We start from the raw sequence: 23,570 nt of genomic DNA on the forward strand, positions 1-23,570 counted from the left end.
GTATCTTTTTTCTAAATTATTTCACAGGGTCCATAATCACGGTTTCGGGTCTTTTTCAGGATTCTTTTCTCAACAACATAGTATCTTATAGTATCTTAACATCTATACAAAACACCTATACGAAAGGTCATTTTTTCGCCACAAAATTACTTTGCCATCCCTTATTCATGCATAGTAAATATTTGACATACTTGTAGTACAATTACTACAAGCTGTCGATTGACATTACAAAATAAAATATTATAAATTTGCTCCATATGCCTTAAAGGCTGCGTAACCATATACCTATTTATCCGTTAATGAATGAACTATATCCTTATTGCCCATGAACCCACCATCATGCGTGATGGCCTTTCTCAGATCATTACCATGTTGCCCGCACCTGTTACCGTACTAATGGTGCAAACCGCAGATGACGTCATGGCAGCTATGAAAAAACAGCCATTTAACCTGCTTATCCTGAGCAGATATTTCCCGGGGGCCGAAACGCCGTCAATGATAGACATGATCAGAAAACAATCTCCTGCCACCAGGATATTGCTCTTTTCTTCCCGTCATGAAAAAGCATTGATCATCGATTCATTATACCAGGAGGCAGATGGCTATCTCTGCAAAAATTCCACAGAAGAGGAAATAGAAATGACCCTTTCTTCCCTGTTGAAAGAGGAAAAGGAAGTACCCTTATACGTACCGCCTTCTTCCAATCCTTTATCACAACTTTCCTCCCGCGAAATAGAGGTCATGAACCTCTTAATTAAAGGACTGCCCCTGTTAAAAATTGCGGCAAAAATGGAGCTGCAGCTAACAACAGTCAGCACCTATAAGACCCGCATTTTTAAGAAACTGGAAATCAGCTCAGTAGTTGAACTACTGGAAAAGATCAATATTTACGGCGCCAGGAGAGCAGTATAATGCAGCAAACAACACGGCTGGCGGGCCTTTCAGACTGATAAATTAAATTTTTATCATTTGAATATTATTTTTAACTTTATAGACCAGCTATCCTGCCAGCTGTGTATATATACTATTATTAATAGCCCCAAACCCCGGTTTCCAATGGACAAGTCATTCCGTATTGTGATCTACATTGTACTTGCACTTACGTGTATCAACGCCCTCATTACCTTCTTTGAGAAAAGCCAGTTAAAACAGATCCAGAAAAATATTGAAGCCTCTCAGAGAAATATTGACACCGCATTGAATTACATCAATGCCTCCCGCGCCCGGCTCGATTCCCTGCAGGGAGACGTTGATAAGTTCAAGTATTACATCAAGAATATCCAGGCCAACGTTTCCATTTTAAACACCAAAAAAGAAATAGAGGAAGCTAAGTCGAATGCCAAGCTGAAAGAGACACTTAATGAACTGAATGAAAAAGTAAAGAACTTTAAAGAAGAACTGAAAGCTACCGACAGTCTTCCCCCCTTTGACGTAAAACCCCTGTAAACTGATATTAACATATGAAACCATTCACCTTGCCCAGGCTATTGCTTGTGATGTGCTGCTGCTTTGCCGCCACAAAAGGATATACCCAGGACCGCCTCAAAACTTTCAAAGACAGTTCAGGCACCAGCATCTATAGCATCTACAGAGGCGACACATTGCTCATTTATTGCGATACTGCCTATATACTGAACAAAACCACTTTCAGCATCTACAAAAAATTCTATGATAAAACCCGCCAGGGCAACAGCTCTTTTGCAGGTATCATGGCCAGTTATGAAAACATGATCCACCAGCAGGATACCATGCTGCGGCAAAAAGAGATCTATTATCAGCAGCTGAAACAACAGTTTGATTCACTGTCCGGCAGCTCACTCGCTTTCATGGACAGAACAAGTACAAGCCTGCAGGGCATCTCTTCGTCTCTCGATAAAGCCACCACCAGCCTTGTAGAAACACAGAAACTGCTGGCCGACTCCCGTAAGATGCTGGAAGAAGAACGGCGGAAACGGAACTCCCGCGCCCTGAAATTCGGTATCGGAGGCGCCGTGATAGGAGCGCTTGTTGCCGCGCTCATTGCCGGCAATTAGGACCGCCTGTTTTATACAATAACATTTTTAGTAACTTGCTTCATTCACCATTCTATCGGGGAATGAAAGCCATCACTACATATAATATATCGAAGCTGTCAAACATCTTTGCATTGACAGACAGGCGTGATGATTTTCTTTTCATCGGGGAAGAAAATTACACACCATCCACAGAAGAGCCTTTCAGAACAGATACATATGCTATTGCCTTTCTGAAACAGGGACAGCTAAGTGTTACGGCAGGGCTGAATACCGGTGTCGTTACAGGTCCCTCCCTGCTTACGTTCGGACCATACATTATTCGCAGCATCCATAAAGTGGAGAATAATCCACGCCTGGACCTCATCTTCTTCAAAGAAAGTTTCTTCCTGGAAAACCAGTCCGATATCTTCTATCTGCTGAAGTACAGCTTCTTTGATAATGAAGATTCACATATCATTCCCCTGTCGCCGGAACAATTAAAGCGGTTTTCCGCTATCTATGACCTGCTGCGTGCTACCATGCATGAAGGTCATCCACACAGGGACAACATCGTCAGAAGTTACCTGAACATCCTGCTCTGCGAAACAGACCTCGCCGCCGCCCCTTTAAAAGAAGCTAACCCGGGAAATACCAGCAGCACACACCCTTTACTGGCTAACTTTAAAACCCTGCTGACTAAAGAGGTCTTACAGCAACACTCCGTCCGCTTCTATGCTTCCCGGCTGAATGTAACTCCCAAATACCTCTCTGAGCTCATAAAAGAACAAACCGGGAGGACCGCAGGGGAATGGATAGACCAGACCCTCGTCCTTGAAGCCAAAGTCTTGCTCCAGCGAAAAGACCTCACTATTGCACAGATCAGCGACCTGCTCCACTTCTCCGACCAATCCGTTTTCGGTAAATTCTTCAAGGTAAATACCGGCATGTCTCCGCTTAACTACCGGAATTCCCTCACCTGATGACCATTCTTACCTTAAGACCAGGACCACGGAAAAAACAACCCATCTGTTCCCCCAACCGAAAAAATGACGAATAAGGCCGTGTTTCCACCCTTCCCTGTGGCCCCTTCCTGTGTGACCTTTGTTCTGACAAATCAACGGGATCATGAAAGAACAGAAAAATCGCATCAAAGACCTGCTTCTCATTACAGCAGAAGTGATGTTTGCGGAGAATGGGTATGAGGGAACCACCGTCAGGGATATTGCTGCCAAAGCGGGGATCAATCCTGCTCTGATCTATTATCATTTTGAATCAAAAGAGCATCTGTATAGGTCCATCTTTGAGCTGAGGCTTCGCCTGCTGACAGACGCGCTCAATGCCCTGCCGGTGAATACAACAGCCGGCAGCTGCGAAAGACTGCTTAACTATGTAACTATTTATATCTCGGGTATCAGGGACAATTTTTATTTCTACCGCATTCTGAACAGTGAGGTCTTTTCCTTCCGGAACCCCTCCTTTAAAACAGCCATCCTCGATACCGTCAAAGCCAGCAGCGATATGTTCAGAGAGGTGATAAGGACAGGCGTTGCAAGGAAAGAATTCCGCGACATTGATACAGACCTGTTCCTGATGACGCTATTCCATTTGCTGCATCAGATCATCGGCCGGTCTCCCCTTGCCAGTGAGCTGCTCAACCTGGAAGAGATAACAGAAGAAAAGATTGCCGACCGCATAAAGAACTTCATCAGTCATCAACTCTGTCCACCGCATACAACCTTGTCACAACAGCCATTATAAAAGCATCAATTACCATGAAAAGTATCATTAAACAAGTGCTTATCATCCTGCCTGCGGTCCTTTTTTCTTTCCCTTTGCTTGCACAGGATTCCGTCTATAGAATGTCCTTGCGCGATGTCCTGGAACTGGCCAGGCAAAAGAACAGGCAGATCAATATTGCACAAACAGAAGAAGACGCGGTTGATGCAGACCTGAGAGATGCGCAGCTCAGTAAGCTTCCGCAGGTAAACATCAACGGCAGCTACCAGCGTTTCAGTAAAGTGACACTTTACGATGGTGGCCTGTCTGACGGACATAGCATCAGGCGCCCTCCAACGCCCAACAGTGCGGCCCTGGGAATGGAATCAGCCTTTACCCTGTTTGCCGGTGGCAGGCAAAATGCTGCTATCAGGGAACAACAGATCCGGAAAGACCTGGCATCCCTGAATACACTCGACCTGTCCGGTAATATATTCCTCCAGGCAATATCAGCCTATCTCAATATCATCCGCCTGCAGGAACAGGATACCGTGATCAATGAACAGATAAAACGTGCAGAAACACGCGTCAAAAATATAGAAACACTGTTCCGTAACCAGCGGGTAACAAGAAGCGACCTCCTGAGAGCACAGCTCATACTGGACAACCAGCGCCTGAGCCGTGAACAGAACGAAAACGATCTTGCCATTGCCATCTCCAGGCTGAATGTATTACTGGACCTTCCCCGGCGTACACAGATCATTCCGACAGATACGGTAAATGGCGAGCAGCCCGGACCTGCCTCACTGGCAGATCTTGTTAACAATGCCCGGGAGACCTCCTACGCCGTATTGAGATCCCGACAGCAACTAAAGCTGCAGGAAAACAGGATCAAAGCGATTAAAGGCGCTTACCTGCCTACCCTTCAATTGTATTCTGCCTATGGCGTGAACTATCCGAACAACCTGGTATTCCCACCGGTCGATCAGGCATATTCAGTCGGATTTATAGGTGTAAAGGCGCAATACAGCCTCTCTTCATTATATCATAATAAGAATAAGGAAAAAGCCGCAAAGCTCCGGCTGAACGCATTGCAGACCCAGGAAGCAGCTGTCAGGGACGATGCGGACCAGGAAGCCAATGCGCTTTACATCAAATACAATGAATCGCTCAACAGGATAAGCGTTGCCAGGTCATCTATAGAACAGGCCAGCGCCAACTACAGGATCGTCAGTGCCAAGTACTTCAATCAACTGGCTTTATTGACAGACCTGCTGGATGCAGACAACCTGTACCTGGAATCAAAATATAATCTTATTAAATCACAGACAGATGCGCTGGCCTTTTATTACAGGTTGCTGTACACCAGCGGTAAACTCTGATGTGCATCTCTTTACTTATTCTTAAACCTTTCACGATATGTCACAAGCAAACAATACAACAAAAGCACGGATCAGCCAGCGGATCATGACCACCCTTGCCATCATTATTATACTGATCGCGGTTGTCTATTTCTATCAAATGTTTAATAACGCACGGCTCTTTGAAGAAACCAACGATGCCCAGGTGGAGGCGTATATCAACCCGGTATCCGCCAGAGCTGCAGGTTATATTCAACGGATATTGTTTGAAGAAAACCAATGGGTGAACAAGGGCGATACCCTCGTCATCCTCGACGACAGGGAATACAGGAACAAAGTACAGGAAGCCGAAGCAGCATTACAGGACGCCTATGCCCAACAGCTTGTGCTCGATGCCGGTATTTCCGCAGCGCAGTCAGGCACTTATATCAACAAAGACCAGATATCTTCTTCACAGGCCAGGCTATGGCAACAGCAACAGGATATCAAAAGATATGAGAACCTGGTAAAGGAAGAAGCGGCCACGGGACAGGAATATGAACAGGTAAAAGCGCGCTACGATGTAGCAGTCAGTGAATTTAATGCTGCCAACAATACACTTAAAACCAGCTATTCCAGGATTGATGAACTGAAAAGCAGGAGAAGCCTGCTGGCGGCAGACCTGAAAAGGAAACAAACACAACTGGACTTTGCCCGCATCAACCTCGGATACACGGTGATCACCGCACCCTACAGCGGACGCCTTGGCAGAAAGGTGATCCAGGAAGGACAACAGATCCAGGCAGGACAACCACTGGTCTCTATTGTAAATGAAAACAGTAAATGGGTCACTGCCAATTTTAAGGAGACACAGATGGCGGCTATGCGTGAAGGTAAAACCGTGGACATAAAGATCGACGCTATTCCCGGTAAAGTGTTCAAAGGAAGGATAAGCTCCGTCTCCCCCAGCACCGGCGCTAAATTTTCGCTGTTGCCCCCTGACAATTCAACGGGCAACTTCGTAAAGATCACACAGCGCATACCGGTAAAAATAGCATTTACCGATACCAGCCTTACCGATGTTAAAGTAGGCATGAATGCAGTCATCATCGTTAAAAAACAGTAGTATGAACGCACCGGACTTTTTCAAACCCTGGGTAAAAAACAGGAAAGGACTTATCTGGATAGGCCTCTTCCTTATTCTCCTCTCCGGCATCGTCCAATTCGGCCTTTATGCACTCAACCAGAACTATGTGCTAAGTCACTTCGGCGCGCAGGCGGAAGACGTCAGCATGTCCCTGCAGCTCACCTATGCCGGCATTCTGGCTATTCTGCCGGTACAGTTCAGGTTTCTGCGGTACTTTGAAAGAAGGTCCTATATGCTCTTTATTATCATGGCCGGCATACTGCTCAGCATTGCCAGTATGTACACAACGGATATCTCCGTTTTTATGGGCCTGCGGCTCATCACAGGTATAGTAGTAGCCTGTATAGCAGGATCGGTTTTAACCCTGTATTTTTCCAGCCTGCCTCCCGCCAAAGCTACCGCGATCGCCTCTACCATTTTTTATACCACCATCCTGGCCAATACGGTGATAATAGGCTTATTGAGCGCCTGGGTCACGGATAATTATGACTGGCCTGCTGTCTATAAATACCTGATCGCCTTCCAGGTTTTTACCCTGCTCATTGTATTGCTGCTGCTGAACCCGCGAAGCAGTATGAAAAGATACCCCCTGTACCAGATCGACTGGTTCGGGTTTGTGGCGATGTTATCTGCCGGTATCAGCCTGGCTTATACTTTTATCTATGGACCCAAATATTACTGGCTTACAGACACACGTATAATATCGTCTGCCCTGATTGCGGTGATCAGCATTGGGCTGCTGTATTACCGGCAAATGACACTGAAAAGGCCATACCTTCATCCCGCCGTACTCAGGTCAAAACAGTTCATCAGGGGGATCCTGCTGCTGGTAGTATACTTTGGCGCAAAAGACAGTATTAACCTGGTATACGGCTATTGCGCCGCTGTGCTGAGATGGGATACTTACAAAGTTATGTGGCTGGCAGCGTTTAACTTTTCAGCCATCTTCATCTCCACTATGATAGCAATATTATTACTGAGCAGGAAAGTGCCCTTCCGGGTGTTGTTCATCATTGGATTAACATCACTGGCTTCTTATCATATCTGGATGTATTTTACTTTTACGCCCGATATAACATTCTCTGATCTCAGCTGGCCTGTCTTCTTCCAGGGTATGGCCTCGGGTTTTCTTTTTGTGCCTGTCATTGTTTATGCGGTATCCGGGTTACCGGCTTTCACAGGTTATACCGGCATCAGCCTGGCAGCCATATCGAGGTTCATTACAGGCCTGAACAGCGCCGCCGGATTTTACACACTGCAATTGTATTTTAATCAGCTGAACAGGGAAAAATTCCTGCCTCATATTACCGATGTGGATGACAACTTCTCACAAAGGTTTAACCAGTTTGTACAATTGTTCCGCTCCAAAGGATGCAGTATGGATCAGGCATATGCATTGGCCCATACCAATATCAACAGGGCGCTCACGGTACAATCCCAGTTAATGACCAATATGTACGTATTTAAACTGATGTTCATTATTTCTGTAGCGGCACTGTTGATCGTGATAGCCGGGCCATTGCTCACCAAAGCCCTCCGCCCTCTTGTCTCTCTTAAAAATGTGCCCGCCCTGAAGTGAGCACGGGGATATACCAGTGGAATTTCTTAAACCAGGATAAGATTTTTACCTGTTGTAACATCGACCTTTGTCATTCCAAATCATCAACGATATGAATACCAATACGATCAATTTCTCACAGGCATTTCTGAGACTGGCCTTTGCAGCAGCGCTTTTATCGGCCGTAGCAGACAGACTGGGTATATGGGGCCCTCCGGGAACCCCCAATGTATCCTGGGGCGACTGGGAGCATTTCCTGGCCTATTCCAATACACTGAACTTTTATGTTTCTCCCGGGATGGGCAATATCCTGGCTATCCTGGCAACAGTACTGGAGGTGATCTTCGGTGTAATGTTGCTGGTAGGCTACAAGACCAGACTCGCATCATGGGGCACATTCCTGTTAATGGTGATCTTTGCATTAAGCATGACGGTTGCCATGGGGGTTAAACCACCGCTTTCCTATTCCGTATGGACATCGGCAGGAGCTGCCGCCCTGCTGGGATCCATCAACACCTATAAATGGAGCATCGACAACCTGAAATAAACGGATAGTGTTCTCTTGTTTTAATATCAGCCTGTCTTAATATAAGACAGGCTGTTTTATTTAATAGCAGTGGTTTTTACAAGAATATTCCTATATTTGCGTAACCAGTTACATAACTAACTACATAAACCGTCTGATATGAGCTTTTTTGACACTGTGGGCAAGTTTGCCGTAGGGAGCAGGCTTCGCTTATTAACGGAAAAAATCACAGAAGATGCCACGCAGATCTACAACATGTATGGCATAGATATGAACCCGAAATGGTTCCCCGTATTCTATGTACTGTCGCGGGGCGAAGCCATGACCATTACAGCCATTGCCAAAGAAATAGGGCACTCCCACCCTTCCGTAAGTAAGATCATCAGTGAAATGGTAGAGAAAGGCCTGGTAAAAGAGAAAAAAGATAAAACCGATGGCCGCAGGAATATGGTCAGCCTTTCTGCCAAAGGCAAAGAGATCACAGGTAAAATAGAAGAACAATACACCGATGTAAGGAACGCCATAGAGGCCATTTCTGCAAATACCACGCACGACCTGTGGAAAGCCATTGCCGAATGGGAATTCCTGCTGGAACAGAAAAGCCTGCTGCGCTGGGTACAGGAACAGAAAAAAGAAAGGGAGAGCAGGAAGGTGAAGATCGTCGATTATCAACCAGCCTATCAGCAGGCATTCAAAGAGCTGAACGTCGAATGGATCTCTACCTATTTCAAGATGGAAGAAGCTGATTACAAAGCACTGGACAATCCGCAGGGATACATACTGGACAACGGTGGCCACATCCTTGTTGCCTTGTATGATGATGTGCCGGCAGGTGTATGCGCCCTCATTAAAATGAAGGATCCCGAATACGACTACGAACTGGCTAAAATGGCCGTCTCTCCTGCCGCCCAGGGTAAAAGCATCGGCTGGCTGCTGGGCAGCGCTATTCTTGAAAAAGCAAGATCATTGGGGGCGAAGAAGGTATACCTGGAAAGTAATACTATTCTGAAGCCTGCGATTAACCTGTATAATAAATTAGGGTTTGAAAAGATAGTGGGGCACCCTTCTCCGTACGAGAGGTGTAATATACAGATGGAACGGGTGTTGTAATGAGGGGCTGTAATACGTCGGAACAACTACCGCGTAATTAAATAATGCATGTAGGATGTTGTAGCGACGCCAAACATGTAATACATCCGCATAACCAAGGTATGATGAAATAATACCGTTATAGATGCAGGATGTTGACGATCGCGATAATCTCCGAGCAATGAAATAATACGGTAATAGATGCGGGGGGGCATACGTTCCCATAACCACACACGCAATAAAATAATGCCGTTATGGATACAGGGTGTGGTCAATCCCCATTGTGTCACGATTGCGGGGTTTCCAACGAATAGCCCGGCGGAATGGCATGATGGAATGGCCCCGATGGAATGACCCGATGGAATGACCCCGGGTTGAAACCCGGGGCTACAAACACGGTGCTCCTGACGGAGCGTTAATACATCAGGAGAACTACCCCATTGTAAACGACATGTTGTGTCAGGAGTTGGCAAACTATAATTTGTAGTTTCCCTTGTATCATGTATTTTTCCCCCATGCAACGTAACAGAATCCTACTCTATGGAGCCAATGGTTATACAGGGGAACTGATAGCCAGGTATGCCGGTCAGTACGGCTTAACACCTATCCTTGCCGGCAGAAAAAAAGCTGCCATTGAAGCCCTTGCAAAAGAACTCAAGCTCGATTTCCGCATTGTTGAACTGGATGACGCCGCCGGCATGAGGGCCGCCCTGGAAGATGTAACGCTGGTCATACAGGCTGCAGGGCCTTATCATATCACCGCTCAGCCCATGATAGAGGCCTGTCTGGCCACTAATACGCATTACATTGATCTGAACGGCGATCTCGACGTGTTTGAATTATTGCAACGCTACGACCAGCAGGCTAAAGCGAAAGATATCATGATACTGCCGGGCGCCGGGTTTGACGTAGTACCGACTGATTGCCTTGCATTAGCTTTAAAACAGCAGCTGCCGGATGCCGACCAGCTCACGATCGCTTTTGCGGTGATCGGCAGTGCCTTGTCGCGCGGCACCTCCATCAGTACCTTACATAAACTGGGTACTCCCGGCGCTATCCGTAAAAACGGGCAGATCGCCTATGAACCCATGGGTAAAAAGGGCATGTCAGTCAAATTCCCGGGGCATAAAGATCCTGTATTCGTGATGAGTATTCCCTGGGGAGATATCAGTACAGCCTACTTCTCCACCGGTATTCCCAACATCAGGACATACACGGCCATCAATAAAGCGGCCTGGTATTTCCTGAAAGGCCAGGCTTTATTCAACTGGCTCCTAAAAACATCCTTTCTCCGGGGTATATTGATGAGCATCTTTAAAATGCAATCTGCGGGCCCAAATCAGGCCGTACGCGACAAAGCGGTAAGTCATATCTGGGGAAAGGTCACAAATGCAAAAGGGGCGTCTGCAGAGGCCAATATGGAGACGCCGGAGGCATACTCGCTGACCGCCTATGCGATACTTGTTATTGCAAAGAAAATTATAAACGGGGAGTATAAGCCGGGATATCAGACACCAGCCAGTGCTTACGGGCCTGATCTGGTCATGGAAATTCCGGGTGTAAAGCGTGAGATAATCCTGTCTTAGAGTTTAATGACATCCAACTATTTTAAAGCGGTGGAATACCAGTGATAACGACGAGCCATCCCGCTGGCATTATACCCTGCTACACTGGTAAGCAAAAGGCCCGGGAAGGATATTACCTTTCCGGGCCTGCAACTTTTTACAATATCATTTTCGTCAGGGCTGTGAAAGCACAAAGCTGCTGCATGTTCCGTTAGACTCCAGGTTTAAAAGCTGTACGGGCTGTCCGCCGATCAGTACGTAGCAGGTAGTGAACCCGCCCGCACAGTATCCCCTGTACACACATGGGGAACCCTGGCTGGGCACCTGTTGCAGATTCGTGTACCCGCTTCCCGGCGACCTGCCGCCATTGGTGGCAAAAGCACCTGCAATGGCAAGCGCACATACGGTTACTGATAGTCCGATTTTTTTAAAATTCATACAGTAAAACTTTGAATTCAGATACATGCCTACTATTTTCTACAGGTGTTCGGCTCCGCCTGTTCTATTGCAATAGAATAATATTATTGTTTTGCGATGGTGTATGCATTCAGGACATGATCGCACAAAGCCAGCAGCTGATCGCCCTTTACAATAAAGTCAGTGATGCGTTCTTTTCCCTGAAGCGGTATGTGTAGGGTATAAATGTATGCGCCATTATCCAGCGAATACACATCGATGATCTCCGTATCACGCCTGGCCTGCCAGTGCTCATTGTCGGCCACCAGGGTAGAAAGTATATAGATCCTGTTATCCGCCACCCTTGCCAGGCTGTTTACATAAGCAGGCGGCGCGGAGAACTTGCTACCGCCGGCAGATAAACTTGCTACCTGTATCTTAGCCATCGTATTGGTATCCAGGGTATGACCGGTATAGAGCGTATGCAGGTTGGTATCCAGCGCCACAAATTCATTCCGGTAGTGGTATACATAGACCAGTTTCCCCGTCCGTCTGTCATAATCCAGTGTACCATCTGTACAAAAGATGCCATCCACCTGCTTTTGGATGATGTCCTTTCCCAGGGTTACATAAGGTGAATCTGTTTTTATCTTTGCCAGTATGTTCCGCCTGTTTCCTGTTGAATCCTGATGAATGCTCCGCGATATAAAGGAAGTAGCAGAGATATTTTGCAGCATGTTAAAAAAGCAGCTTTGCTGCAGGAAGCGGCTCATATGCAGATCGTCCAGTCTTCCCCTGTAAAGCGTAGGCGTACTTCCCTCTGCCATATATACTACAGGAGAATCTACTATTATCCTTGCCAGCTTCCAGGCATAACGTTCACCTGGCGCGAGCTGCAACGTTAACTGCTGCGTGTCTTTCAAATGCTGATCTACTGCCAGCAAATGCTGGGAAGCAGAATAGTTGCCCAGGTAAATATGTTCATCTGTATGACCCGCAATGTAATAAGCGGGATACTTTAATTCCAGCGAACTTTTTAGTGTTGCCACCGGCAGCACTTTGCGGCTAAAGCCGTTCTTCCTGTCATTCGGCTTATCTGCAAACGCGTACAGGATCAGTACAAGCGCAATACAGGCGATCACACAGAGTGCGGCAAATCGAAAGGGTTGTTGCATCATTGTCGGTTCAGTTAAACGTGGATCAGTTCAGATGAAGACGGATGATCGTCCGGCTGCTTTGTATACAACCACATGCCCAGCAGTGCCAGCAGCATAAAAACAATGTTGAAATAGAGATGCTGTGTCCAGCTCATTTGTGAAATAACGCCTCCGCAGGAGCAGGGAATTTTCTCAGATAAGGTCAGCAGCACTATAATGTAAACAGTGAAAAGTGTCATGATGGCAAAAGACGCATAGAGCCCCGCACGCCGGTAACGAGGAATGACGAGGAGCAAAGCGATCACTATTTCGGCTATGGGCACCACAACTGCCAGTACAGGTGCAAAGCGTGTGATAAGAGGAGACTGACCTATTACGGCCCGGAAATTTTCGTAATCAATGAACTTACTGGCAGCGGTATAAACGAACAATAGAATGAACGAGAGACGTATCGTCTCCATAACGAACTTTCTTAACATGGAATACTAATTTACAAAATGGAATAACGGAATAAATTTCAGGAAAGTCTTCGGGTTCACACTGGCATTCATTGGCTATTTGTCATCCTAATCTAAGAAAATATTCTGAATATTGGATGACCCGGCGGTAATTTTTTGTCAGTTTGACACATTCAAGGCCTGGAGGCCCTTTCCTGCCCAACGCAGTAGTACCTGGAGGAAAACAGCTTGTAAGGTCTTTTGAAACGCTTGCGGGGACGCAGTTAACATGATGACCGGGGCCACCTGAAACACAGAAGGCGCCAAAATTACTTTTGACACCTTCTGTATTTTCACCCTGATGCAGGTTGCCTTCGTTGAAACGACTTCTTGACCTTCATCTATGTGTGATATATTTTCTATGCGTTATTTGAACTTCAGGTTCACCGATACGATATTTGAGCTCATGTTTATGTTCTTCATATAATGTCCATAACGCAATTCGATCATATTGAAGTGTTGCAGGCCAAATACGCCCCGCGGCGGCGCCAGGCGAATACCAGCTCCCACAAAATTGCTGCTGAACTTTGAAAGGTCATAATTACTTGTGTAATACTGGTCGCTACCGCTATGTTGCTGATAAGGTGCGAAATATTTCACGGCCGACTGCGTATAATACCTGTAAAAAGGGCTTACGGATACAAACGGCGTGATCTTTACAGGCACTTCTATGTTGGCCGTATGCGATGTCAGGCCCCAGTCGTCAGTATAGAAGCGATAGTAAGTCCTGATGATGAACCTGTCGCCAAGGAAGTAGTTTGCCCTGAAGCCGACAGGTATTTTTAAACGACTGTCGGGCAGCTTCTCCTGGTGTACAGATCCATCTGTAAAATATACCCGGTAAAAAGGCATGCTCAGATAACCCGACTGGCTGACCAGGTCTGCCAGTAAGGTGACCTGCAGGCGCTGATTGATGATCTGCGAATAAGACAGGGAACCCGCGTAGGTCCTCCTGTTAGCGCTCGGATAATCATCGTCTTCCCGACCGCCCTGCCTTAGCTCTACGGGCGCGATCACTTTTACAATGTCCTGGTAGGTCTGGAACTTGACTGCGAACTCCCCGTTCCTGTTCCTTGTTTTCTGGGCAAAACTTACATTAGCACCGAACGACAGGTAGTCAAACTCTTTTGAGGAAGAGACGCCTGCTCCGAAGGTTGTTCCCTTTTTCTCATTTTCCACCGTCCATGTCAATGATGGATAGATCCTGGTATCACCATGAGATGCCGATGAATTGGCCTTCAGGTCAATCCTGTCTGAAGATGCCGAAGTATAATTATCCAGGCCGATCTCGATATCAAAAGTATGTTTGCGGTGTTTCCTGTCGTACTTAAACAGCCTTACATCAAACACATTCGCAATGTCTGTCAGCTTTTGAGAACCAATACCTCCTGTAACAGCGGCGTTCTCGCCATTCTGCTGATAATAGCTGGATACCAGGTTGATCTCCTCTATCTTTAATTTCCTGCTCTCATACCCCGTGCTGTCTTTCACTTCCTGTGCATTGGCGCGCAGTATAGTGAGGATGGCAGCGGCTGTAAAAAAAATCCGTTTCATAGATACATTATTTCATTGCTCCTGATAAATTAATTGCACCCGCATCCACCGCCACTCTTCCCGGCATTCGCGCCAGACGAGCCTTCCCGGTAGGATTGAAAGTTCAGTTCCGTTTTCTCCACCTTACGATTGCCTAATACCATTTCCGAATCATTCAGCCTGTTCTTCTGGTATTCCTTTACTGTCGTACAGGAAGAAAAGGTCAGTGCGGCTACAATAATTCCCAGTGCTACCGCTGCAGAAAAGCCTTGCCTGTTTGCCCTCATTGTAAATTGATGTTTTTTGATGTGTAGATGTTGTTGTGATCGTCTATGATAATACAACCCAGGTGCCTGATCTGATCGATCATATTCAGACCGGCCTTTATTCCCATGATCGTTACCGGCGTTGCCATGGCATCCGCTATCTCAGCATTGGGGCTGATAATAGTCACACTTTTGATACCCGTCACGGGCAGACCCGTCTTTGGGTTAATGGTATGCGAATATTTCCTGCCGTCAATGATCACATATTTTTCATAATTGCCCGAAGTAGCCACCGCCAGATCTGTAATGTTCATGTAGGAAAATGGCAGATGGGCATTATCAGGATGAGCAATACCGATCGTCCAGGGTTTATTGTCGGGCTGCAGCCCCCAGGTAGTAAGATCTCCCGAGGCATTCACAATACCGCTTTTTACCCCTTCCCGCTTAAGCAGTGCCTTTGCCATTTCCGCCGCATATCCCTTACCAATACCACCAAAACCGATACGCATGCCTTTTTCCTTCAGCAACACAGTACAGTTCTCTGCATCCAGGATCACGTTCCGGTAATTGATAAGCTTTACCATCGCTTTAGCTGTTGCTTCGTCCGGCAGGGAGGTCATAGACTTATCAAAGTTCCATAAGCGTTTGTCGATAGAGCCATAGGTGATGTCAAAAGCGCCGTCTGTAATACCTGATATCCGGTTAGCGCGTTGTATCAGGTCAAATACTTCCCTATCCACTTTCACGGCACTGATACCCGCCTGTTGATTGATCTGGTTGGTCTGGCTGTTCTCATCAAAGGTGGTCAGCAACTTTTCAATACGGCTGATCTCTGCCACTGCCAGGTCTATCTTTTCCTGCGCCCAACGCTCATCTGCTGCCACTACGGTGATCTCGAAGGTGTTGCCCATTAACCTTTGCGTCCGCTTAAATGCGGTGAGTGTCTGCTCAGTGTTTGTTAGCATCACAAATACTTTTCACCTGCCGGGTAAATGCCACTGCATCTGCCTTGGGCAGACCATCCCAGGAAGCGATCACCTTTCCATCTGCATTCAATAACACAGTAAAAGGGAATTTGCCCGCAGGATTATATTTTTCAGCAAGCGCTTCATTTTGTGACTGTATCTGCTTGTCGGGCTGATTCTTTTTATTTCGGGGAAAGTCGGCATTTAATATGATCAGCGTGGTGTCTGCCATTTTGGAAAATTCTTCACTATCAAATATTTCCTTCCTCAGCCTGATACAGGGGCCGCACCAGTCAGACCCCGAAAAGTTCAGCAAAATAAGCTGATCCTTTTCCCTTGCTATCTTCTTTGCTGTTTCAAAATCAGGCTGCCATGCGGTAAACGACATCGCTATTAGTCCGAGCAGACCGGCAAATACATATTTCATTTTCATCACATGATTATACTGTTATTCAAAATTAAAGGTCAATTCTGGATACATTCTGAAGGAATCCTGAATTGCAGTAAGAGAGACCTGAATTTAACATTCCTTTAAGCTGGCGATGCAGGCATTCCGGAGCACCCTTTCAATAAACGCAAGAGGCTGCCCAAAAAGTATTGAGCAGCCTCTAAGCCGATGAATTATGAATAGTTTGCAGGATGTTCCTTCATTCCGGGTGCATCCTTATAAATGTCGTATCGTTATTTCTTCAGCGCCTTGACAGCGGCATCGTCCGCTTCCACAACACTAATGGCGTATCCGCCACCCGGTGCACATTGTTGTGACAATGTAGACTTATTTGTCACCACCATCTTCCTGATCTCGTATGCCTGCGGGTTTTTCTCGTAATGCGCATCTTTTTTATCGCTGTAAATGGTAGCGATATATTTCTTACCTGCATCCAGGTAATCAAAACTGATCTTTGACACGCGGCCGTTCTCATCGCAGGTACTGCCAATAAACCAGCTGCTCCTGCCCTTCGCTTTACGTGCAATGGTAATATAATCGCCCGGCTCTGCTTCCAGCACCTTCGTGTCATCCCAGTCAACAGCCACATCTTTAATGAACTGGAAGGCATCCATGTATTTCCTGTAAGTCTCCGGGAAGTCGGCCGCCATCTGCAAAGGGCTGTACATCGTTACATACAGGGCCAGCTGACGGGCCAGCGTACTGCGTACCCAGGAAGTATTCTCCGGGTTATAGGCACTGATCTTCATCTGGAAAATACCCGGTGTGTAATCCATCGGTCCTCCTATCAGGCGGGTAAAGGGAAGGATGGTTGTATGATCAGGATTGTTACCGCCGAAAGACTCATATTCTGTTCCCCTGGCAGACTCCTGTCCTATCAGGTTGGGATAGGTACGGGAAAGGCCTGTCATATGCACAGATTCATGTGCATCTACCATGATATGATATTCAGCGGCCCTGGTTACAGCATACAGATAGTGATTCACCAGCCATTGCCCGTAGTGATGTTCTCCCCTAGGGATGATGTTGCCGACATAACCGCTCTTCACAGCGTTATAGCCGTTATTGACCATAAACCTGTATGCAGTGTCCATATGCCGTTCATAATTGCGAACGGAAGAAGATGTTTCATGGTGCATGATGATCTTCACACCTTTGCTGGCAGCATAGCGATGTAATTCCTGTACATCAAAATCAGGATATGGCGTCAGAAAGTCAAACACATAATCTTTTGTTTTGCCGAACCAGTCTTCCCAACCCTGGTTCCATCCTTCTACGAGCACAGCGTCAAAACCATTTTCAGCGGCAAAATCAATGTATTTCTTCACATGGGCGGTATTGGCGCCATGCTTGCCGTTAGGCTTTGTTTTGGTGTAGTCTGTAACGCCGAGTTGTACATTCTCAATATCCGTATAAGCCCAGGTACTCTTTCCCGTGATCATCTCCCACCATACACCTACATATTTCACCGGTTTGATCCAGGAAGCGGGGTCTTTATACTTAGTAGGCTCATTCAGGTTGTAGATCAGTTTAGAGGTCAGGATATCTCCTGCCTTATCGCTCACGATCACCGTTCTCCAGGGCGATTTGCAGGGCGCCTGCAGATACCCTTTATCGCCCACCGCATCGGGCGTCAGGAAAGATCTGAGAACAAAGGTTTTGTCGTCCAGCTCCAATGATAACGCTGAATATTCTATCAACGCAGCTTCATGAATATTGATATACAGGCCGTCCTTACTCTTCATCATGAGCGGCGTCTGTAAGCCGGTGGGAGAAAAGACGGTCTGCGAAGCGTTGGGCGTCACCGCTGCTTTCATCTTTCCCCTGACTTCCGACAGATTGGATGTAACGGTACTGTATTCCTGGGTATCGTAATCGCCCGGCAGCCAGAAGGCTTTATGATCGCCTGCCAGTGCAAACTCCGTCCGCTCTTCTTTGATCACAAAATAAGCCAGGTGACGCTGCTGCGGGAACTCATAACGAAAACCAAGTCCATCGTTGAACAACCTGAAACGGACAATCAGCGTACGATCTGTAGAGCGCTGGTGTAAATTCACCTCCAGTTCATTGTACTGGTTACGGATCTCTTTGACCTCGCCCCATACCGGTTGCCAGGTTTCATCGAAAGAAACGGTCTTCGTACCGGCTACTTCAAAGCTGTCTAAAAAGGAGGCATCTGCCTTTAGCTCTATACCGAGACGACTGGGTTTTATCACGTCCTTCCCTTTGTAGGTAAGTGCATATGTAGGCACCCCGTTTGGTTGTATGGCAAACTGTAAGTGCAGGTTTTTATCGGGTGATGTCAATTCCTGGGCTCCGGCCATCTTCCATAGGAAAAGGCAACAGATAAAAATGAGTTTTTTGCGCATGCTGTGTAATTTAATGTAGCGATATATACTGCTGGTGATATAACGTGAAATGTTAATTTAACCGGCAATATAATAATTGTGCGCAAAAAGTCTTCTTTTTTCAGCTGCCGCAAGCTGTGTTCCGTTTACATTTTCCCGTAAAACCGGACGCCATACACCGTCGCCACCCTACGGCACTGACATCTATAACCGTTTATTCCTCCTTTCCGAATACCTTCCTTAGCTCATCTTTGGCATCTTCCAGCACATGCTGCTGTTTTTCAGGCAGGTTCTTTCCCGCCCTGTTGATATAAAAATTCAGCATTGACATCGCCGATTGATATGGTGTGCCTTTTTTCCGCCTGCTTTTCGTAGCGGATCGTTTCAGGGAACGGGCTATCTGCTCCGGATCACTGCTTTTGAAGATGCCTCCTTTCAGGTCCAGGGCATCGCTTGTACGGGAAACACGCCCCGACCATTTCCGGCCGGACCGTTTTCTGCCTGCTTTTCCAACGGTATGTTTTTTTGTTCTGGGTCTTGGCATACTATCGTTTTCACAGGTTCCCACAAGCTTCAGGCCGGAACTATTGCTGATCCTGCCCGTCAATTCTGGCAAAAATGTTGTGAAGACAAAGCGTATCATAAAAAACTCATCAGCATGGTAACTATTTTCGACAAATGGTGGCAGACAGGTGTCATTTACCAGGTATATCCCCGCTCATTCCAGGATAGCAACGGCGATGGTATCGGCGATCTCAGAGGCATTATGAGCAGGCTGGATTATCTGCAGTGGCTGGGTATAGACGCCGTCTGGCTCTCACCGATCTATCCTTCTCCTATGGCCGATTTCGGTTATGATATTGCCGACTATACAGGCATACATCCTTTATTTGGTTCCATGCAGGATTTTGATGCTTTACTGGATGAAGTACACAAAAGAGGCATGAAGCTATTGCTTGACCTTGTGCCCAATCATACATCAGATCAACATCCCTGGTTCCTGGAATCACGCTCCTCCAGGGATAATCCGAAAAGGGACTGGTACATCTGGCATGATCCGCTACCGGACGGCGGTGTACCCAACAACTGGCTGAGCGTATTTGGCGGCGAAGCATGGGAATGGGACGCCACTACCCAACAATATTACTACCATGCATTCCTGAAAGAGCAGCCTGACCTGAACTGGCGGAATCCTGCCGTAGTAGCAGCCATGCTCGACGTGATGCGTTACTGGCTGAAAAAAGGTGTGGATGGTTTCCGTGTAGATGTGATGTGGCATATGATCAAAGACCAGCAATTGCGCAATAATCCGGTCAATCCGGACTATGCGCAGCACATGCCTACCTATTCGCAACAATTGCCCGTATACTCAACAGATCAGCCGGAAGTACATGATGTGGTACGCAAGATGAGGCATGTTATGGAAGAGTTTGAAGGCGACCGCGTGATGATAGGAGAAATATACCTGCCTATCCAGCAACTAATGGCCTATTATGGCATAGACAATAAAGGCGCTCACCTGCCTTTTAATTTCCAGTTACTGTCATTGCCCTGGGATGCGGCTTCCCTTGCGGTGGCCATCGATCAATATGAAGGCGCTTTACCGGCCCAGGGCTGGCCAAACTGGGTATTGAGCAACCATGACCAGCATCGTATTGCCAGCCGTGTGGGGCAACAACAGGCCAGGGTTGCTGCGATGTTGCTGCTGACCCTTCGCGGTACGCCTACTATCTACTATGGCGATGAAATTGGTATGCGCAATGTGGCTATCCCCTTCGATGAAGTACAGGACCCGCAGGGACTGAACATGCCGGACAAAAACCTCAGCAGGGATCCTTCCCGTACGCCCATGCAGTGGGATAAAGGCGTAAATGCAGGATTTACTGCAGGCAAACCCTGGCTGCGTTTATCAAAAACATACCAGCGGGTAAATGTAAGCAGCCAGATGGCAGACCCTTATTCTATGCTGTCGCTCTACAGGCAACTCATCGCTTTACGCAGGCGGGAGCCCTCTCTGACAACCGGCGATTATACGCCTGTGTTCTCCGACAACCAGATCCTGGCTTTCATGCGTCAGCAGGAGGGCCATCCCAGCTTCCTGATGGTGTTGAACCTGACGCACCTGCCCTGTTATTTCAGACCAGCCAATTTCTCTTTCCGCGGTCGTATTGAAGTAGCTACTTTTCCTGAAATGGAAGGCAGTATCGTAAGCGATACCATCAGCCTGGATGGGGACGAGGGATTAGTGATAAGACTGGAAAGGTAAACTCACCTGTGTGGTGAAAAGATTACCGGGTTCTGTGCATGATAAATCCCCTGTCTTCCTTTGTAAAGCCCACCTTCGGATAATAGCTCATGGCCGTGGGAACAGAGAGCAACAGGATCATCGATTGTTCTCCGATCTTTTCCCGGGTAAGGGCGATCAGCTTTTTGCCTATTCCAAATTTTTGATAGTCCGGGCTGACAGCCAGGTCTGCCAGGTAACTCGACCAGACCCAATCTGTGATAGTACGGGAAACGCCCGCCAGCTTTTCCCCATCCCATGCTGTGATGATCACATTTGAATGTTCATACATCTTCCTTATCCGCTCAGGATCGTCTGTCGGTCTCGGAAGGCCTGCACTGTTGTAAAGCTCGATAACCTGTTCGGGGGAAGGCGTTATATCAGATCTGTAAGCAATTTCCATGTATCAGTTTTTTTGGTGTGTAGGGTGTTACGCAAAACAATGTTGCCGGGAGTTGAACTTTCCCATCTAAAGATATACACTAAAAGTAAACTAAAACAGGTTTAGGCTGTTCCATCAATAAGGGTAAACACTGGCCTGATTTTTTCGCCTTGTTTTTATAAAATCCTTCTCATGCAAACCATCCTCGTACTTACAGATTTTTCCAATGTAGCGCTACGGGCCGCTCAATATGCCATTCACCTGGCAGGGCAGCTGCATAGCAGGCGCATCCTTTTGTTCAACGCCTACCAAAGCCTTGAACCTGTTTCCAATGTACCTGTTACACCGGAACTACCGATCATACAGGCCAACCCTGATGAATTGTATAAAGAAAGTATCATGCAGCTGGACAAGCTCCGCGACTTGCTGGAACCCACTGCTGCAGGTATTACGATCGATACGCTTTCAGAAGATGATATACTCGAAGAGGCGGTCAGAAAACTGATCAGTAAAGAACAGGTGGACCTGGTAGTGGCTGGTCTTGCCGATAAATCTAACCTGGAAAAATTCCTGGTGGGCAGCCATAGCATCAGGGTTATGGAGAGTTGCAATTATCCGCTGGTGATCGTTCCTGAAGATGCCAGGATAACGCCGCTTGAAAAAGTACTGCTCGCTGTTGACTTTGAGACCCTCCGGCGGGGGAAGGCATTAGCCGGACTGGTTGAAATACTCAACAGCATACATGCCGAACTGTATGTGGTCAACGTTGCCAGCGATGAGGGTTATTCATCAGAGACGAAAGAAGATATTCAACACCTCCATCAGCTGCTGGACAAATATCATCCTTCATTCAATTACGTAGAAGATACCAACGTAGTTAACAGTATCAATGAATTTGCCGCTGAGCATGATATTTCAATGATCATTGCCGTGCATGAAAAAAAAGGCCTGCTGGCAACTATATTCCAGAAAAGTGTATCGAAGCAACTGGCATGGAACAGTAACGTTCCTCTGCTGATCCTTCCTGCCTGAAACATCACTGTACAGGTTACAGGATTCCGGGATATACTTTTCGCTGCATCTTCCGATACCTGTTATGATATCACGATACTTTCCGCGGATGACAGATGTATATCCCGGTCAATGTAACATGCATATCGTTCATTTTACTCAGGCCACTGCCAATGATGCGTTTCCTTTTGCTGCTTCGAAACGTTTCCAGGCATAATACGGCACAAACATGATCAGCAATGCCACTACAGGTGGGATCAGTTCTCCGATCGGATCGCTAACTGCTGCGCGGGAACAAAATGCCCCGATAAAATTGATGGTAAAACCAGCATATGCCCACTCTCTCAGGGTCTTGAATTTAGGCTGCAGAATAGCCAGCGCACCCAGTAATTTAGCGACGCCGAAAATGGTCAGTACATACTCAGGATAACCCAGATGTTTCATGATAGCCACACCGGTTGCCTCATGTGTGATCCCTCCTATGCTATCCATCAGCATCAGTAATGCAAAAATACCTGTTGATACCCAGTAAAAAATTCTGATCTTATTCGTTTTCATAATTGTGTGTTTTATGATGCAAACATATCTGCATTTTCCAAGTGATGTAATGTGCAATTCGGACAGTATAAGGGGGAATTCCGGACATTCCCCTGATTTCTGGTCAGTCAAGCCATAGTATAACATTCCGTCTTTATTTAGTAAATTGATCCGCAAGACCTTTGACCAGGCGTTCATTAAAAGACAGGACATGAAAAGCATTACCCGGCTATATCTGACATTATTGCTGCTGACAGCGGCTACTCCCTTCACCATTGCTCAATCCCGGTTGCAAAGCTTTGACGACAGGGCACTGGAATACCTGGAAGCCCACCGTACACCAGGGCAGACCAAAGCCTGGCTGCTCATTTCCAACACGAACGACTATGTGAATGTGGCCATTCCGGCAGGTTTGCTGGTAGCGGGCATCATCGATCACAATCCCGATATGCGTCAGAACGCCCTGTATGTAGCCAGCAGCACCGCCACCACTTTCCTTGTGAACACACTTATCAAGAAACTGGTGAGGCGCCCCCGTCCCTTTATATCGAATGTTCATCTTACTGCAGTATATCAACCCTCTTCCACTTCTTTCCCTTCCGGGCATACCTCGTCTGCCTTCAGTTCTGCAACTGCGCTGGCAAGGGCTTATCCGAAGTGGTATGTGATTGCACCGGCTTTCTTATGGTCTGGTGCTGTAGGTTATTCGCGGATGTACCTGGGCGTACACTATCCCTCCGATGTTACCGCAGGCGCTCTGCTGGGAGCAGGAACGGCGTTTGGGCTTGGGTTCATCAGGCCGTGACGGCGG

At 46.9% G+C, this 23,570-nt stretch carries 25 protein-coding genes; 14 read left to right on the plus strand and 11 right to left on the minus strand.

Translation table 11 applies throughout. The annotated features are described in order from the left end of the window. Window positions 1–303 precede the first annotated feature (303 nt). From MYF79_RS24865 to MYF79_RS24915, 11 genes are all read left to right on the plus strand, one after another. Window positions 304–912: a LuxR C-terminal-related transcriptional regulator gene (locus MYF79_RS24865; RefSeq protein ID WP_247810537.1), complete on the plus strand. Its 609-nt coding sequence runs from the start codon at window positions 304–306 to the stop codon at window positions 910–912. A 144-nt stretch (window positions 913–1,056) separates the two neighbouring features. Beyond that, window positions 1,057–1,446, plus strand: a complete 390-nt coding sequence (locus MYF79_RS24870; RefSeq protein ID WP_247810538.1) for a hypothetical protein — start codon at window positions 1,057–1,059, stop codon at window positions 1,444–1,446. Between the two features lie 14 nt (window positions 1,447–1,460). Continuing rightward, window positions 1,461–2,033: a hypothetical protein gene (locus MYF79_RS24875; protein ID WP_247810540.1), complete on the plus strand. Its 573-nt coding sequence runs from the start codon at window positions 1,461–1,463 to the stop codon at window positions 2,031–2,033. Between the two features lie 62 nt (window positions 2,034–2,095). Beyond that, entirely contained in the window at window positions 2,096–2,974 is an 879-nt protein-coding gene (locus MYF79_RS24880; protein WP_247810542.1) for a helix-turn-helix domain-containing protein, read from the plus strand. 145 nt (window positions 2,975–3,119) lie between these two features. Then, complete coding sequence (locus MYF79_RS24885; RefSeq protein WP_247810544.1) at window positions 3,120–3,752, plus strand: TetR/AcrR family transcriptional regulator; 633 nt, start codon at window positions 3,120–3,122, stop codon at window positions 3,750–3,752. 14 nt (window positions 3,753–3,766) lie between these two features. Next, window positions 3,767–5,092: a TolC family protein gene (locus MYF79_RS24890; RefSeq protein ID WP_247810546.1), complete on the plus strand. Its 1,326-nt coding sequence runs from the start codon at window positions 3,767–3,769 to the stop codon at window positions 5,090–5,092. 37 nt (window positions 5,093–5,129) lie between these two features. Next, window positions 5,130–6,176 (plus strand): HlyD family secretion protein, encoded by a 1,047-nt coding sequence (locus tag MYF79_RS24895; protein WP_247810548.1) that lies wholly within the window; start codon window positions 5,130–5,132, stop codon window positions 6,174–6,176. A gap of 1 nt (window position 6,177) precedes the next feature. Next, the gene (locus MYF79_RS24900; protein ID WP_247810549.1) at window positions 6,178–7,776 is read left to right on the plus strand and encodes an MFS transporter; all 1,599 of its coding nucleotides are present in this window, start codon (window positions 6,178–6,180) and stop codon (window positions 7,774–7,776) included. A 91-nt stretch (window positions 7,777–7,867) separates the two neighbouring features. After that, the gene (locus MYF79_RS24905; RefSeq protein ID WP_247810551.1) at window positions 7,868–8,302 is read left to right on the plus strand and encodes a DoxX family protein; all 435 of its coding nucleotides are present in this window, start codon (window positions 7,868–7,870) and stop codon (window positions 8,300–8,302) included. A 138-nt stretch (window positions 8,303–8,440) separates the two neighbouring features. After that, window positions 8,441–9,391: a bifunctional helix-turn-helix transcriptional regulator/GNAT family N-acetyltransferase gene (locus MYF79_RS24910; RefSeq protein ID WP_247810552.1), complete on the plus strand. Its 951-nt coding sequence runs from the start codon at window positions 8,441–8,443 to the stop codon at window positions 9,389–9,391. Window positions 9,392–9,885: 494 nt separating this feature from the next. Then, window positions 9,886–10,956: a saccharopine dehydrogenase family protein gene (locus tag MYF79_RS24915; protein WP_247810553.1), complete on the plus strand. Its 1,071-nt coding sequence runs from the start codon at window positions 9,886–9,888 to the stop codon at window positions 10,954–10,956. 153 nt (window positions 10,957–11,109) lie between these two features. Here the strand turns inward: MYF79_RS24915 and MYF79_RS24920 are convergent, their stop codons facing one another. From MYF79_RS24920 to MYF79_RS24960, 9 genes are all read right to left on the minus strand, one after another. Then, window positions 11,110–11,373 (minus strand): hypothetical protein, encoded by a 264-nt coding sequence (locus tag MYF79_RS24920; RefSeq protein WP_199655756.1) that lies wholly within the window; start codon window positions 11,371–11,373, stop codon window positions 11,110–11,112. 83 nt (window positions 11,374–11,456) lie between these two features. After that, complete coding sequence (locus MYF79_RS24925; RefSeq protein ID WP_247810554.1) at window positions 11,457–12,509, minus strand: hypothetical protein; 1,053 nt, start codon at window positions 12,507–12,509, stop codon at window positions 11,457–11,459. An 11-nt stretch (window positions 12,510–12,520) separates the two neighbouring features. Next, on the minus strand, window positions 12,521–12,967 hold the full coding sequence (locus tag MYF79_RS24930) for a MauE/DoxX family redox-associated membrane protein (protein WP_247810556.1): 447 nt from the start codon (window positions 12,965–12,967) through the stop codon (window positions 12,521–12,523). Window positions 12,968–13,351: 384 nt separating this feature from the next. Beyond that, entirely contained in the window at window positions 13,352–14,539 is a 1,188-nt protein-coding gene (locus tag MYF79_RS24935) for a DUF3570 domain-containing protein (RefSeq protein WP_247810557.1), read from the minus strand. Window positions 14,540–14,568: 29 nt separating this feature from the next. After that, window positions 14,569–14,805, minus strand: coding sequence for a DUF4266 domain-containing protein (locus tag MYF79_RS24940; protein WP_247810558.1), 237 nt, complete (start codon window positions 14,803–14,805; stop codon window positions 14,569–14,571). Beyond that, entirely contained in the window at window positions 14,802–15,749 is a 948-nt protein-coding gene (locus MYF79_RS24945) for an FAD:protein FMN transferase (RefSeq protein ID WP_247810559.1), read from the minus strand. Before MYF79_RS24945 ends, MYF79_RS24940 begins: the two co-directional genes overlap by 4 nt. Next, the gene (locus tag MYF79_RS24950; protein WP_247810561.1) at window positions 15,733–16,176 is read right to left on the minus strand and encodes a thioredoxin family protein; all 444 of its coding nucleotides are present in this window, start codon (window positions 16,174–16,176) and stop codon (window positions 15,733–15,735) included. The genes MYF79_RS24945 and MYF79_RS24950 overlap by 17 nt, the downstream gene beginning before the upstream one ends. Before the next feature lie 254 nt (window positions 16,177–16,430). Next, on the minus strand, window positions 16,431–18,566 hold the full coding sequence (locus MYF79_RS24955; RefSeq protein ID WP_247810563.1) for a glycoside hydrolase family 97 protein: 2,136 nt from the start codon (window positions 18,564–18,566) through the stop codon (window positions 16,431–16,433). Between the two features lie 193 nt (window positions 18,567–18,759). After that, the gene (locus MYF79_RS24960; RefSeq protein ID WP_247810564.1) at window positions 18,760–19,089 is read right to left on the minus strand and encodes a DUF3175 domain-containing protein; all 330 of its coding nucleotides are present in this window, start codon (window positions 19,087–19,089) and stop codon (window positions 18,760–18,762) included. 114 nt (window positions 19,090–19,203) lie between these two features. On the opposite strand from MYF79_RS24960, the gene MYF79_RS24965 reads away from it, so the two are divergent. Further along, window positions 19,204–20,811: an alpha-amylase family glycosyl hydrolase gene (locus MYF79_RS24965; protein WP_247810565.1), complete on the plus strand. Its 1,608-nt coding sequence runs from the start codon at window positions 19,204–19,206 to the stop codon at window positions 20,809–20,811. A 22-nt stretch (window positions 20,812–20,833) separates the two neighbouring features. On the opposite strand, the gene MYF79_RS24970 is transcribed toward MYF79_RS24965, so the two are convergent. After that, on the minus strand, window positions 20,834–21,232 hold the full coding sequence (locus tag MYF79_RS24970; RefSeq protein ID WP_247810566.1) for a GNAT family N-acetyltransferase: 399 nt from the start codon (window positions 21,230–21,232) through the stop codon (window positions 20,834–20,836). A gap of 171 nt (window positions 21,233–21,403) precedes the next feature. Here MYF79_RS24970 and MYF79_RS24975 point away from each other — a divergent pair, with 171 nt between their 5' ends. Continuing rightward, a complete protein-coding gene (locus MYF79_RS24975; RefSeq protein WP_247810568.1) occupies window positions 21,404–22,243 on the plus strand; it encodes a universal stress protein in 840 nt (279 codons plus the stop codon). 138 nt (window positions 22,244–22,381) lie between these two features. Here MYF79_RS24975 and MYF79_RS24980 read toward each other — a convergent pair whose 3' ends face one another. Beyond that, a complete protein-coding gene (locus MYF79_RS24980) occupies window positions 22,382–22,780 on the minus strand; it encodes a DoxX family protein (RefSeq protein ID WP_247810570.1) in 399 nt (132 codons plus the stop codon). Window positions 22,781–22,970: 190 nt separating this feature from the next. Between MYF79_RS24980 and MYF79_RS24985 the strand changes: the two genes are divergently transcribed. After that, window positions 22,971–23,564: a phosphatase PAP2 family protein gene (locus MYF79_RS24985; RefSeq protein WP_247810571.1), complete on the plus strand. Its 594-nt coding sequence runs from the start codon at window positions 22,971–22,973 to the stop codon at window positions 23,562–23,564. Window positions 23,565–23,570: the final 6 nt, after the last annotated feature.

This window comes from Chitinophaga filiformis, assembly GCF_023100805.1.
In the GTDB taxonomy this organism is placed as follows: domain Bacteria; phylum Bacteroidota; class Bacteroidia; order Chitinophagales; family Chitinophagaceae; genus Chitinophaga; species Chitinophaga filiformis_B.